The sequence below is a fragment of the Geminicoccus flavidas genome (assembly GCF_009806515.1).
Lineage (GTDB): Bacteria > Pseudomonadota > Alphaproteobacteria > Geminicoccales > Geminicoccaceae > Geminicoccus > Geminicoccus flavidus.
Window position 1 is genome coordinate 1 of sequence record NZ_WUJP01000217.1, and the last position, 12,421, is coordinate 12,421.

The 12,421-nt window shown below is 65.4% G+C and carries 20 protein-coding genes; 7 read left to right on the forward strand and 13 right to left on the reverse strand.

Annotation, left to right across the window (positions count from 1 at the left end; translation table 11 throughout):
- Positions 1–157 precede the first annotated feature (157 nt).
- The 9 genes from EQG76_RS06040 to EQG76_RS06070 form a co-directional block, all read right to left on the reverse strand.
- On the reverse strand, positions 158–427 hold the full coding sequence (locus tag EQG76_RS06040; protein ID WP_159711521.1) for a hypothetical protein: 270 nt from the start codon (positions 425–427) through the stop codon (positions 158–160).
- Positions 424–1,731 (reverse strand): DNA-methyltransferase, encoded by a 1,308-nt coding sequence (locus EQG76_RS06045; RefSeq protein WP_200840593.1) that lies wholly within the window; start codon positions 1,729–1,731, stop codon positions 424–426. The genes EQG76_RS06040 and EQG76_RS06045 overlap by 4 nt, the downstream gene beginning before the upstream one ends.
- A 142-nt stretch (positions 1,732–1,873) precedes the next feature.
- Positions 1,874–1,999 carry a hypothetical protein gene (locus EQG76_RS32715; RefSeq protein ID WP_255476479.1) on the reverse strand — a complete coding sequence of 42 codons (126 nt, stop codon included), beginning with the start codon at positions 1,997–1,999 and terminating at the stop codon, positions 1,874–1,876.
- A complete protein-coding gene (locus tag EQG76_RS32720; protein WP_255476480.1) occupies positions 1,996–2,121 on the reverse strand; it encodes a hypothetical protein in 126 nt (41 codons plus the stop codon). The genes EQG76_RS32715 and EQG76_RS32720 overlap by 4 nt, the downstream gene beginning before the upstream one ends.
- Before the next feature lie 127 nt (positions 2,122–2,248).
- Positions 2,249–2,650 carry a winged helix-turn-helix domain-containing protein gene (locus EQG76_RS06050; RefSeq protein WP_159711525.1) on the reverse strand — a complete coding sequence of 134 codons (402 nt, stop codon included), beginning with the start codon at positions 2,648–2,650 and terminating at the stop codon, positions 2,249–2,251.
- 112 nt (positions 2,651–2,762) lie between these two features.
- Complete coding sequence (locus tag EQG76_RS06055) at positions 2,763–3,260, reverse strand: phage protein NinX family protein (protein ID WP_159711527.1); 498 nt, start codon at positions 3,258–3,260, stop codon at positions 2,763–2,765.
- A complete protein-coding gene (locus tag EQG76_RS06060; protein WP_159711529.1) occupies positions 3,253–3,543 on the reverse strand; it encodes a hypothetical protein in 291 nt (96 codons plus the stop codon). Before EQG76_RS06060 ends, EQG76_RS06055 begins: the two co-directional genes overlap by 8 nt.
- Positions 3,543–3,836 (reverse strand): hypothetical protein, encoded by a 294-nt coding sequence (locus EQG76_RS06065; protein ID WP_159711531.1) that lies wholly within the window; start codon positions 3,834–3,836, stop codon positions 3,543–3,545. The genes EQG76_RS06060 and EQG76_RS06065 overlap by 1 nt, the downstream gene beginning before the upstream one ends.
- Positions 3,837–5,280: 1,444 nt before the next feature.
- A complete protein-coding gene (locus tag EQG76_RS06070; RefSeq protein WP_159711533.1) occupies positions 5,281–5,598 on the reverse strand; it encodes a Gp49 family protein in 318 nt (105 codons plus the stop codon).
- A 232-nt stretch (positions 5,599–5,830) separates the two neighbouring features.
- Between EQG76_RS06070 and EQG76_RS33290 the strand changes: the two genes are divergently transcribed.
- From EQG76_RS33290 to EQG76_RS06105, 7 genes are all read left to right on the forward strand, one after another.
- On the forward strand, positions 5,831–6,028 hold the full coding sequence (locus tag EQG76_RS33290) for a type II toxin-antitoxin system HicA family toxin (protein WP_235031226.1): 198 nt from the start codon (positions 5,831–5,833) through the stop codon (positions 6,026–6,028).
- Between the two features lie 98 nt (positions 6,029–6,126).
- Positions 6,127–6,519, forward strand: a complete 393-nt coding sequence (locus tag EQG76_RS06080; RefSeq protein WP_159711537.1) for a type II toxin-antitoxin system HicB family antitoxin — start codon at positions 6,127–6,129, stop codon at positions 6,517–6,519.
- Positions 6,516–6,704, forward strand: coding sequence for a hypothetical protein (locus tag EQG76_RS06085; RefSeq protein WP_159711539.1), 189 nt, complete (start codon positions 6,516–6,518; stop codon positions 6,702–6,704). Before EQG76_RS06080 ends, EQG76_RS06085 begins: the two co-directional genes overlap by 4 nt.
- Before the next feature lie 106 nt (positions 6,705–6,810).
- Positions 6,811–7,071, forward strand: coding sequence for a hypothetical protein (locus EQG76_RS06090; protein ID WP_159711541.1), 261 nt, complete (start codon positions 6,811–6,813; stop codon positions 7,069–7,071).
- 328 nt (positions 7,072–7,399) lie between these two features.
- The gene (locus EQG76_RS06095; protein ID WP_159711543.1) at positions 7,400–8,035 is read left to right on the forward strand and encodes a hypothetical protein; all 636 of its coding nucleotides are present in this window, start codon (positions 7,400–7,402) and stop codon (positions 8,033–8,035) included.
- A gap of 204 nt (positions 8,036–8,239) precedes the next feature.
- Entirely contained in the window at positions 8,240–8,437 is a 198-nt protein-coding gene (locus EQG76_RS06100; RefSeq protein ID WP_159711545.1) for a hypothetical protein, read from the forward strand.
- Positions 8,438–8,552: 115 nt separating this feature from the next.
- A complete protein-coding gene (locus EQG76_RS06105) occupies positions 8,553–9,665 on the forward strand; it encodes an FRG domain-containing protein (RefSeq protein ID WP_159711547.1) in 1,113 nt (370 codons plus the stop codon).
- Positions 9,666–9,761: 96 nt separating this feature from the next.
- Here EQG76_RS06105 and EQG76_RS06110 read toward each other — a convergent pair whose 3' ends face one another.
- The 4 genes from EQG76_RS06110 to EQG76_RS06125 form a co-directional block, all read right to left on the reverse strand.
- Complete coding sequence (locus tag EQG76_RS06110; protein WP_159711549.1) at positions 9,762–11,213, reverse strand: site-specific DNA-methyltransferase; 1,452 nt, start codon at positions 11,211–11,213, stop codon at positions 9,762–9,764.
- Positions 11,214–11,288: 75 nt separating this feature from the next.
- Positions 11,289–11,840 (reverse strand): hypothetical protein, encoded by a 552-nt coding sequence (locus EQG76_RS06115; RefSeq protein WP_159711551.1) that lies wholly within the window; start codon positions 11,838–11,840, stop codon positions 11,289–11,291.
- Between the two features lie 15 nt (positions 11,841–11,855).
- Positions 11,856–12,191, reverse strand: coding sequence for a hypothetical protein (locus tag EQG76_RS06120; RefSeq protein ID WP_159711553.1), 336 nt, complete (start codon positions 12,189–12,191; stop codon positions 11,856–11,858).
- A partial coding sequence (locus EQG76_RS06125) for a hypothetical protein (RefSeq protein ID WP_159711555.1) occupies positions 12,191–12,421 on the reverse strand: 231 nt, incomplete at its 5' end. The genes EQG76_RS06125 and EQG76_RS06120, both read right to left, overlap by 1 nt.

A 12,421-nucleotide genomic window follows, 5' to 3' on the forward strand; every position in this document is an offset into this window, starting at 1 on the left:
GACCACCGCTGCCGGCCACGCCAAGTCACGCACCAGATTGGATATGAAGGTGAGCCAGTCCAATGTTGCCCTCTGTCCGGAAACGGTAGGCTGCATCAGGTTAGAGCACTTTCGCAACGGCTTGATTGGCCAACCGGAACGTGCGGGAACCGATTCTTCAGCGCTTGATGCGCCGGTCGCCCCTGAACAGCGGCGTCCATGGCCGGCGCGACAGCTCCCCCCAGATCGGCCGCGCCAGCCATGCCGTGAACGCCAGGACGACCGCCACCACCGGGAACAGCTCCGGCGGCGTCGTGCCCACGATCATCCGGTACATCGACCACAAGGCCGGCGCGCAGTAGGCCAGCACCAGGAAGATCAGCATCGCCCAGAGCACGCCGGTGTCTTGTTGGCACAGCGTGCAGGTCCAGCGCTTGGTCTTTTTCATGCTGCCTCCCCAAAAAGGCCGAGTTGAGGGTTGAACGCGGCGGCTTGGGCGGCCGTCGCGGCGGCGAGCTCGTGCTCGATGCGCGCCTGGGCGATCGCGAGGTACTCGTCGGACAGCTCGATGCCGACGAAGCGGAAGCCCTCGCGCATGCACGCCTTGCCGGTCGAGCCCGAGCCCATGAACGGGTCGAGCACCAGGCCACCGGGCGGCGTCACCAGGCGGCACAAGTATGCCATCAGGTCGGTCGGCTTGACCGTTGGATGATGATTCTGACTGTTACGATCGGTGCCCGCCGACTGGAAGCTGCCCGGGTTCTGCGTGCCGCTCGACCAGTTCAGCGGCTTGCTTTCCAGGGCCTCGCAGCCCGCGTTGCGGTCGGCCCGGCTGGCCTTGGCGCAGTAGTAGAACCGCGCAGCACTGCCGCCGCCGTCGCGCCGGTCGCTGGGTGCCCGGCCGCCGAACTCGCCGAAGGTGTTGGCGGTCTTGGCGCTGGCCTCGGTTCCCTTCACAGCCGATTGCGCCCCGCTGGCCTGCGGGAACGCCGCCACGACCTCGGGGCTGCCGTCGTGGATCACGTTGGCGGGCCAGCGGCCAGCAGCATCGCCGCCGCGCGGGCCCGGTAGCGGCGCGAAGTCGGTGACGCCGGCTTCGGCATAGCGGCGCGTGGCGCTGGCCTCGCCTGAGCGGCCGCGCGGCACCATCGGATCGTTCCGGCATGGGATGCCTCCGGCGCCCGCGCGCAGGACCTCGTCGGTCGGCACCCGGCAGGCGTCGATGTTGATGGCGCCCGTGCCGTAGGCCAGCACATTCGCCGCGACCGTGCTGACCAGCGGCTTGCGCGCCACGCAGATCGGCTCATGGGCCGGCTTCAGCGCGGTGCCCCAGCCCTCCCAGGCGCCGTCGAGGTTGTGCGACTTGGGGAAGCCCGAGCCATACAGCCACATGATCTGGTCGCGCAGCTCGAAGCCGGCTTCCTCAACCCCGCACGCCATGCGGTGATAGGTGCGCGCCGACGCGAACACGAGCATGTGCCCGCCCGGCTTGAGCACGCGCATGGCCTCGCGGCACCACGCCGCCGTCCAATCCTGAAAGGCGCGCATGGCCGCCGGCGACAGGTCGTACTTACCGGCCTCGGCGGCGATCGACTTGTGGCCGCCATTCGGCCCGGCGGCGGGCGCGTGAGATCGCATCGAGCGCCGCTGCTCGGTGCGCGCGACGATGTCCGGGTCATCCCAGGCCATGCCCATGAAGCGGATGCCATAGGGCGGATCGGTGACGATCGCGTCTACGCTGGCATCGGCCATGCCTCGCATGACCTCCAGGCAGTCGCCGTGGTGCAGGTTGAAAGTCGTCATGTCGAATAGGGGACAGTCACGACGCCGCGCGCGCGACCTCCCGATAGAAGTTGATCAAATTTGATTATCGCACAGTTTTCGGCCGGAGCTTCTACAGCGGGCCGCGCGCCAGGCATGCCAGGCCGATCCTGTAGGCGGAAACCAACGCCGTCAGCACGCCGACGCCCAACGCCACGGCAGCGGCGATCGCCGCGCGCTCGATGTTGCGCGGACTCATCGCGGGACCTCGCAGGGGCCGGCCACGCGGTGGCGCGGCGCACCCTGGCGGCCGAACAGCAGCACCAGCAGGCTGACGGCGCCGGCGGCTAGGATCAGGTAGTTGGCCTCGCGGGCGGTCATCGCAGAACCCCAGATGCAGCCAGTGCCACGGAACCGACGACACCCGCCCCCAGGGCTGAGCACAGGGAGAAGCCGCACTCGCGCAGGATGGCTGCCACCATGAGGCCGGCGCAGATAGCGGCCGGGATCATCGCGCCACCTGCGCCATCAGGCCCGCGAACGGGTTGAGCGGATCGCGCTTGGCGGCCTTGAGCACCGGGCGCGTCGCGGCGGCAGCCTCGCGGTTGCGCTTGTGGCGCTCGCGGTGCCGGGCGTTGATCTCGTCCCGGGTCTGGACCGGTGGGCGGCCATGGTCGCGACCGGGCCCGAAACGGTAGACCGGCGTGATGCGGCCACCTTGCCGGCCAGGATGCCGCCAGGGCGCTAGGTGGATCAGCTTGAGCTCGTGCAGCCGCGTCAGGCGGCGGTGGACGGTGCGCAGCGGCATGTCGAGGAAGTCGGCCAGCTCGGGCGCGGTCATGGCCCCGGCGGTGCGCAGGGCTTCTAGGATGACCGGAGACGACCGGTCGTTGTGGTGGAAGGTAGGCATTTGGCAGATGGTGCGCCCGCCTAGCGCCCGGCGTCCCGCGCAAGAGCGGGAAAACGCGGGAACGTCAGGGGCTTGGCGGGACGCGGGAGGTGATTGTTGATCTGGTGAAGGGTCAGGCCGGCACGGTTTCTCCGAACTTCGACGCCACGAAGGCGCGCATGGCGGCAATCAGCGGCGTCGGGCCTACTTGGTCCGGGTCGTTCGATTCATATGCCGAGTAGGTGGCCCACGCTCCCCATTCGCCATGGTGCATGTTCAGGCCGATCCGCTCGCGCTCGATGATCGGGCCGCCGTCGGACCAGTCGCTGCTGTAGTCGGGGATATACAGCCAGGTGTCCCAGGCCGGCGTCTTGCCAGGGTCGACCATGCCGAGCACGCCATAGGTCGGGTGGTTGGCAGGGTCGGCGATGTAGGGCTGGTACGGCAGGTCGCAGCGCCGCACGACTTGATGCCCGAGCGCCCGCGCCACGGCGGCGTCGAGCTCCGCGCCGTCGAGCTCGGCCACGCGCTTGACGGGATCACCAACCGAAAACGACCGGACGATGCCGATTTCCTCGCCGTCGACGGTCACCTTGATGCTGCCCACGGCCACGCGCTTGCGGTCAGCCATGGCGGCCCCCCTTCGGATAGGCTTCGATCATGTGCGCCAGCCAGTCGCCGATGCTGCTATGGACGTACAGGCAGAGAGTCTGGCCGTAATGGTTCGGGGCCGAGGTCTGCACGAGGCGGTAGGTCTCGCGCTTGATCGCCACGTCGGCCGCAGGATCCGGCTTGATGGGAAAGCTGGTGGGCGGCTCAGGCCGCAGCGCGACCTCCCAGGACGGAAACGCTTCCCGCAGGATCTCGCGGCGCCCGTCGACCGGGCCGCCGATGAACAGGGCGTAGGCGGTCATCAGAAGCCCCCCGGGAAGTCGGGGCTGGGCACGCGGCGTGCCGAGCTGCCCATGCTGGGGATCGGGGTCGGCGCGGTCTTCGCCATGGCGGCGGCGTGGCCCGCCGCGAACGCCTCCTGCAGCGCGGCCTGGAGGTCGGCGCGGAACGCCGACACATCCTCGGCCGCACCGTAGCCACCGATGAACACCAAGCGCTCGACGGGCGTTAGGGCTTCCTCGCCCTCGCACTCGCGCTTGTCGTGTACGAAGTCGAACTCCGGCAGCGGCGGCATCTTGGGTGTGTTTTCGGGCATATCCTTCCTTGTGCCCTTTCCGGGCGTTGTTGTTGATGGCGCCGGGCGCGGTATCGAACCGCATTCGCCTCCGGGCCATGAACCCCATCAGCGGCACCATGCCATACCCAGCGTAGGGTGCCGGTTACGTCTCCGGCGAGGACTCTCACCTCCGTGATGCTTCCCTTTCGGGCATATCGGTTTGGCTTCGCGCGGGCGCCGGGATCGAACCGGCCACCACCGAAAGCAAGCACTAACTCGTAGCCTGCTCGCCCATAATGCGCGGGCCCATATTATTGCCGCTTACGTCTGCGGCGCGGAGTTCCACCGCCGTGGTCATTGGCCGGGCATGACGTATGCCCTCGCGCTGCTGTCGCCCGCTTGGACGGTTCTCCCGGCCTCCTACTCGCTGCACCGCACAGGACAGGGAGGCGACCTCCCGCCAGCACGGCATCCGCTTTCGCTTCGGGCTTCGCACCCGCTTGGCCGCATGCTCACGGCTGTCATCGTTGGTGGCGCCTACAGGCTAGGCGCTACTGGCGGCTCGGGCACGGCCGCCGTCCATCATGGCTTTCAGCACCACCAGGAAGCCGCCAAGCCCCGTGCACAGGATTGTCTCGGTGCGGCCAGCCGGGAGATGCACGCAAGGCGTATCTCATGTCGGCCGGGTCTGCCGTCTATCGGCGGCTTCCTGGTGGCCCTGGCCGAAGCCAGGACCTGATGGTGGCCGGGTGCGAATCCGGCATTGGGCGCTAATTTGCGCGGCGTCGTGTGGATGCACGAACATCCTGCCGCACGGGTCTGCACCAAGCCCTGCCTCTGCGCATCGCCTGCGCGTACTGCTCGCCATCAAGAAAGCGTCTGCATGAGCCCGCATTTCGCCAGCTAGGCGGCACCACTTCGCCGACAAGGCGCTGCACCATGAGACGCTTTCTTGATGGTCCTGGGGCTTTCACCCAGGCCGCGCTTTCGCGCTGGTACTGCGATGGCGCATTCGCCGTGCTTGCCATCATCGAAGCGGGCCGGGCTTGATACCGGCTCCAGCGATTGAACAGCGCGCTCAGATCCTCCAGCCGTTGCGCCGAGGATGATCAATCCCAAGCACGCACCAGATTCGCCACTGTCCCTGCCGCAGTTCCCCGCCACGTCGTCGCGCGCCTCGGCTTTGGGGGCTGGCCTAACCTTCGAACAACAGGCGTGTCCTTCCACGCCGCCACTTCGATGATGGCCCTGGGGCGAACCCCAGGACCGGATGGCTTACAGTTTCGGCTTCTCTGCCGCCCCTTGCGGACGCCGGGCGCCGGAGGGCGGTCTCATGTTTCAGGTGCCTCATGGGCTGCTGCCATCATCGAAGCCCACTGCCAAGCTTCAGGTTGTCCACTTTAACTGAGCCCAATCTTTGCGCGGAGGGTACTCAGCAGCGAGCTTCGATGATGACCCCGCGCTGCCGGCGCGGGTCGGTCGTTCAGTGCGGCAAGACGATGCGCGGCGCGGCGTCGGGAAGGCCAGCCAGTTCTTCGCGCGCCAAGCGCTTGTCGCGCTGGTGCACGGCCTCGCGGAAGGCATAGCTGGCCATCGCCCAGACCTTGCGCACGGCGTCCTCGCGGGCGATGCGCGAGCCGACCTCGGCGACGAAGCGCTCGGGATCCAGGCAGTGCGATTCGCCGATAACGACCTGGCCGTTTTCCAGCTTCAGGACGGCCACGACGGACTGCTTGGGCGCGACCTCGATGTAGTGCTCGTCCACGATCAGGGACGCGATGAATTCGGGGGTGAGCTGCACGGCTTCTCCGGTTGATGCGCCGGCGAGTGCCGGTGCTGCGATGGGATGAATAGTACATCTTTTTTGATGAACATAAGCGCCCCGGGACTCACTTTTTTGTAACAGCTCGCCTTGAACCAAGAAGGCCCGTTGCCATATCGGCTACACGATGTGTATGGTACACACGCGATTTTAAGGAAAGGGCGCACATGGTTGGCGCAGACGAACGGAACGGATGAGCAGCCGTGAGTGGATGAAACGCCTGAACGATGCGGGTTGGATTTTTCTGCGCTCTAAGGGCTCTCATCATATATTCACACACCCAAAGGTAGCTGGATCAAAGATCGTGCTGCCCCACCCAAAGAAAGACCTTGGGATCGGGTTAGAGAAAGAGCTCCTTAGGAGCATGAACGAGGTCCAGGCGATCATCGAAAGCAGGAGTGAAGCGTAGCGCAAGTGCACAGCCTGGGGAGACACAGGCCCGGCCGTGAGCGCAGCCGGAAGATCAGGTCAGAACGAAATAATATAGCGGAAGCGAGTAGGTCCCTAATGAAATATCCAATCGCGGTTGAACGCGCAGGTCCAGGAACGGCGTGGGGCGTTATAGTCCCCGATCTTCCTGGTTGCTTTTCGGCCGCCGATGACAGCCTAGAAGGAGCAATCGAGAACGCAAAGGAAGCCATCGAGCTCTGGATTGAAACGGCGCTCGACAATGGCGAGTCTATACCCGAGCCCAGCAAAATGGAGGATCTGCGCAAGGATCCAAGATTTGAGGGCTGGGTGTGGGCGATCGTTGAAATCGACCCAGTAGTGCTCGACGACACGATCGAGCGCGTGAACATCACGGTGCCGCGTCGTGTCCTCCACATCCTGGACGCCAAGGCGAAGAAGGCCGGCGAAAGCCGCTCGGCGTTCATCGCGCACATGGCAATTACGGCTTGATGCGTCCTCCTGCTCCTGCAGGCGGGCGCGTCAAGCGCGAGCATCCGGCGGCCGCGCGGCGGCGTGCCGAAGAAGAGCAGGCGGTCGCGACCGACCTGCAGGCGGCCGTGCGCGCCATGCGTACCGGCCGATTCACGCCGCGCGCCACGGCGCCAGCGCCCAACGAGCGCCCGCCGCAGAGCTGACATTCGCGCTCTGCCGTTAAATCAAAGACTTAGTTCACCGCACCACGTGATTGCGAATCCGGTGCAGCGGCGCTATGCCTATGGCATAGGAGAACGGAACAGGAACATGACCCGGCGCAGCGGCGTCAAGATCGACGCACTCGGCGTTCACCACACGATCACCGCGCAATGCCAGACCTGCTGGCACACCACGCCCCTGCCCTTGGCCACGATCAAGGCCAAGAGCCGGCTGGCCCGGCGCGGGCTGCTGGAGGACCTGAACGGCTACCTGCGCTGCACGCGCTGCCAGAGCCAGGTGAACAACGTTCTGCTGGTCGACATCCCGCACGGGTCGCCTGTGATTGCCAACGGGAAGCGGCAGCAGTGATCGGGCGGCCGCGCAAATCCGCGCATCCACGTTGAACGCCGATCTGCTCCGTCACATCCCTGATCCTCTCTTTATGTGCCATGAGGCGCACTTGATGCAGATGCAGGGGTTCCGCACCCTCCGTCACCACGACGTTCTCGACGAGAGTCAAGAGTTTTTCGACTCTCCGTTACCAACAGCGCACTAGTTGTCCACAGCGCAACTCTTTGCGATAGCTGCCCCATTCCAGGTAGCGACGTAGAGACGTTGCCAGTGGCGCTGTAGTCTGCTACCTCTAGTCAGTCACGTAGGCCGCTCGCGGGCTGGTCACGGCGGACGGAGTGCGCAGATGGTGTTTGATCAGGTCCTCGACTATCACGCCCGCGTGCGAGAGTGCCTCGCCAGCGAGATCGCCACGCTCGAAGCGAAGCTAAGCGAACTCAGCGCAGCCCAGGCAGCGGCAGAGATGGAGCTGGCCAAGCGGAACCAGGAGCTGCAGTCGCTCGACATCGTCCACGGCCTCTTCCAGCGCGCGCATCCCATGATCGACGCTGATGCCGGGCTGACGGCGGGCAACAAGAGCGCCAGCGGTCATGAGCCGAAGCCGTCTGCGCCGAGGGCTCGCGTGGGAGATCAGCGCTACTTGATGTGGAATGCGCTGCACCGTTCGGGGCCCATGTCCAGGGAGGACCTCGTCCGCGCGACCAACCTGAGCAAGAAGCGCATCCACGATCAGATGACAAGCGACCTGGAGCAGGGCTTCGTCTCGGAGGAAAACGGGCTTCTGTCCCTGACCCCGAGTGGCATCTCCTTGAAGGAGCGCTTCGTCTCCTATCGCCTCAGCATGAACAAGCCGCTTCCGGTTCCGCTGACGGCACCGTCCACGGACGACGCTGACGGCGAGGACGGCGAGATGTTCAGCGAGCAGCCCGACGACGATGACCGCGTCGCTGCCGCTGTCGAAGCCAATGAGGGAGACGCATGATCGCGCTCTGATATCTCCCTAGGGGTTACGGGGCCTCTAGGGAGCGAGTAGCGGCCGGGCGGGTGGTGCCGCCCGGCCGTACCCGATTTGATCCGCTGGCCTCGCTTGAAGGCGCGCGAACCTTGGACGCCGTGTGAGAATCGCACGCAAGGAACGCAAATTCAAGCGCAGCCTTCCCTTGCATCGATCGCAGGGAGAACTGCGATGCGCGCACCTATGCGCCGTTCGAGCTTTCCGCTGACGCAGGAGAAGGCGGGGTATGCCCGCTACTGCGTCTTCAACCTTGGCCTGTCGCAGACTGAGACGGCCATCATCGTCAAGCTGAACCAGGGCACCGTGTGCCACGTCGTCCACGGCCGCCGGTTCCCGGACGTCCCGGCGACGCGGCCGCCTTGGATGTAAGGTAGTTGCAGCCCGTCGCCGCGCCCTGCGTCGCAGGTAGGCGGCGGGCCCCCACCGCTTGGGACCTTGCGGCAGCAACCAGTATGCATCTGGCTCATCAGGAAAGACGGCAGCAGTGGATATCCAGTATTTTGGGGTAGTTCGCTTGGAGGAAGGCGACCACGAGGCGATGCTTTGCCTGGACGTGGATGAGCCTAATAACGCCACTTTCCATTTGTGGGGCCAAAACTATCCCCAGGGCGTTGTTGCGCTTTGCGAGATTTCGCGAAGCGGCCAAGACTGGCGCATTATGCCCATGGCAAAGTTTGTTGATGATGAACATGGCACCTACCACGGGTCCATCGATGTCGAGAGCACTGAGAGGCTCGATGGGCTGGTAGCCGAGGTTAAGCGACAGGACGACGGCCGTCTTGTCGGGCAGTGGAAGGACAATAGCGGGAACACCGGCTTCATGGCGATGGCACCCAGGCCATTCCGCGAGAAAATCGAAGAGATTAAGACCTGTAGAACATGGGCAGAGTTCAAACAGTGGGTCGATGAACTGCAGGAGCGCGGCCAGAAGTTTCTATTCCGAGGGCACGGGAGTCGAGACTTTGAACTGCAGACCTCTCTAGCGCGACGGGGTCGCAGCCGCTTGGAGAGGTTTCTCGACAGACAGTTTGGCGATTTTCTGTTCAACGCTTCGCCAATCGTGAGCGAAAATCTGGACCCAACCAACCCCATCCACTTCGCCACGTTGTTGGGGCTCGCCCAGCATCATGGCCTCCCGACGCCACTGCTGGATTGGACGAAATCCCCATATGTTGCAGCCTACTTTGCTTTCTCCGACGCGATCGACACAGAACGCTATAAGGCCAACCGCGAGCAGTACGTTCGAGTCTATGCGTTCTCAGAAGATTTTTGGGGTAGATCGGGATCACGCATCTCGTTGACCTACACCCGCCCCTACATCGACGTCCTGAGCGTACTGCCACGCGGCAACCCGAGGATATACGCTCAGCAGGGCGTTTTCCTGGTTACCAACATAGTCGATGTTGGTGGGTGGATATGCAAGCAGTCGGAGAAGCGCCAGGGGTCTCCGTTTCTGGTAGCCGCTGACATTCCCATGGCATGTTGGAAAGCGGCGATGGCCGACCTTGAGTTCATGGGGTTGACGGCTGGCACCTTGTTCCCTGGACTCGACGGAGTAGCGAAGATGGTGCGCCATCGAATGGCACGCCTCGGTTGACGGATCCGCTGCTTGCGTGCCCGGTAGGCGCTCGGCCCGGCAGCGCGACAAGAGAAATCCAGCCCCTCTCGTGGCTTAGCCGCGCCGCGCACAAGACTAAGCATCCGGTGCGACCAGGAACTCGGCCCCAGTCTCGGCGTGCATCGCGCGGCGACCTGTGAATTTCTGCCAGCGCTGGACGATGACGTCGACGTACTTGGGGTCGAGCTCCACCAGGCGCGCCGACATGCCGGCCTGGTCTGCGGCGATCAGCGTCGAGCCAGATCCGCCAAAGCCATCCACCACCAGGTCGCCACGGCGGCCGCTGTGCTTGAGTAGCCGCTCGACCAGCGCCACCGGCTTTTGCGTCGGGTGCAGCTTGCTGGCGGGCGGCTTGGCCTCATGGATCATGCCCGACGGGTGCTGCTCGACCGTGGCCTGGCCGTCCACGATCATGACGGCGTCGCCCACGGCAATCTGCCAGCGGCCGTCGGGCAGCCTGGTGATCGGCCCGCCCTCGCCCAGATCGACCACCGTGGTGCGCTTGCGTCCGCCATACCAGCGGTGCTTGGCGCCCGGCTTCCAACCGTAGAGGATCGGCTCGTGGATCGGCTGGAAGTCGGCCAGCCCCAGCACGTGCACGTTCTTGCGCCAGATCACGGTCTGGCTGAAGTGAAAGCCCGCCGCCTCGAATTCCTGGCGGAACTGTCCGCCGGCGGTATCCGAGTGCGCCACGTAGACCGGCGAGCCCGGCTTGAGCGCCGAGAACAGGCCCAGGTAGGCGTCGCGCAGGAACTCGCCGAACTCGGCGGCGCTCATCTTGTCGTTCTTGATGGCGCCGCTCTTGGCGCGCCCGCCGCCGTCCACGGTGTCCATGAGCCGGTTCTTGCGGCCGACGTCCACGTTGTAGGGCGGGTCGGTGAACGCCAGGTCGGCGCGCTCGCCGGCCATCAGCGCGTCCCAGGTGTCCTGCTCCAGCGACGACCCGCAGATGACGCGGTGCGGGCCCATGACCCAGATGTCGCCAGGCTGGCTGTGCGGGTCCTCGGGCGCGTCGGGCACGGCGTCGGGGTCGGCCTCGGGCGCGAGCTCGGGCACCTCGAGCAGGTCGTGCAGCTCCTGATCGCTAAAGCCCAGCAACTCCAGCTCGAAGCCATCGGCCTGGAGCTGGAGCACCTCGCCGCGCAGCAGGTCCACGTCCCAGCCGGCGTTCAGCGCGAGCTGGTTGTCCGCCAGGATGTAGGCGCGGCGCTGCTCGTCGGTCCAGCCATCGCACGGCACAACCGGCACCATGCCGTCGGGGATCTTGGCGCCATTGGGGAAGCGCAGGACCTTGCCCTGCTTGTAGAGCAGCGTGGCGGCCATGACGCGGCCGTGGCCAGCCACGATGCCGGCGTCGTCGGCCAGCACGGCGTTGGTCCAGCCGAAGGCGTCGACCGATGCGGCGATCTGCTCGACCTGGGCCTTGGAGTGGGTGCGGGCGTTCTTGGCGTAGACCGCCAGAGTGTCGATGGGCCGGAAGACGAGCTGCGGTGGCGGCGGGTCGGTGATCAGGTTGATGACGGACAAGGGGGCCTCGGCTGGTGGAAATGAGAGACAACGGCGGTTGTCCCTCGGATTGGCTGGAATGTGAGCGACAAGGCGTCACCCGCGCTCGATGACGACCACCGGCGCTTGTTTCTCGGGATCGATGGCGTCCAGACCCCAGGCGGCGCGCTCGCCCTTCTGGAGGATCGACAGGCCTTCGAGGGTGATCTTGGCGACCTTGCCCATCTCGAAGTCTTTCTTGTTGATCGCGGTGTAGAGGTTCACCCGAGCGGCGCGCCATTCCTGGCGGTGGCGGGCGATGATCTCGGTGCGGGCATCGACAGGGTCGGGGTGTTCGGTGACGGGCTTTTTACCGGCGTCAGCGTCGGGGTCAGGGTTCGCGTCAGGGTCAGGGTCCAGACCTTGACCGTCAGGCTGACGGGCGGCCTCTTTGGGAGGCACGACCTTGTCGGCCTTCGCGTGGGCCTTGATGGCCAGCTCGCGCAGGTCGGCGCGCTTCTCCCAGCCGTGCCGTTTGGCCTGGTCGGCGCAGGACTGCTTGGACACGCCAATGCGTGCGGCCAGCGCGGTGATGGACAGGGCGGGCTCGTTCTCCCATGCGGCGCGAGCGGCGGCCCATTCTTCAGGTGATAGGCGTTTTCCAGACATGGCCTGATGCTACCGTCACGTCACCACTTGCCGGGCGACGATCTCAAAGGGGGTCTCGGGGGTGACGGCGTCGTTGCGCACGCAGCGGATGCCGGCGTCGCGGGTGGTGCGTGGCAGCTTCATGCCGCACGAGCAGATGACGGCGGCTGACCTGCTGATGCCGCTGATGCCACAGCCGGTGCAGCGGAACATGGAGGTGCCGTCGGGGTTCTTGCTGGACATGATCCTGGAGAAGCACACGCGGCACACGTGGTCGGTGAATGCCCAGGACCTGCTGGGGTCGTTTGGTCCGGGGATCTCGAGCTCGACGGGCTCGTCGGCAGCCGACGGGAAGATCAGGCGGGGCTTCATCAGAACAGCGATCCTTGCCGGACCTGAAGCCCGGCGGTTTTGTTCGGCATGAACGTGACGGTGCCCTTGCTGTCGCGCAGCGCGGCCAGCACGAGTTCTTCGGGGTGTTCGGTCCGTGGCCTAGCCAGGATGCGGACGGCGCCGGCTTCGCTGATGCAGATGGCGCGGGCGTCGAGGGGGCGCATCTTGGTGGGCTTGGAGCCCTTGGCATTCTTGCCGGTCTTCCACTC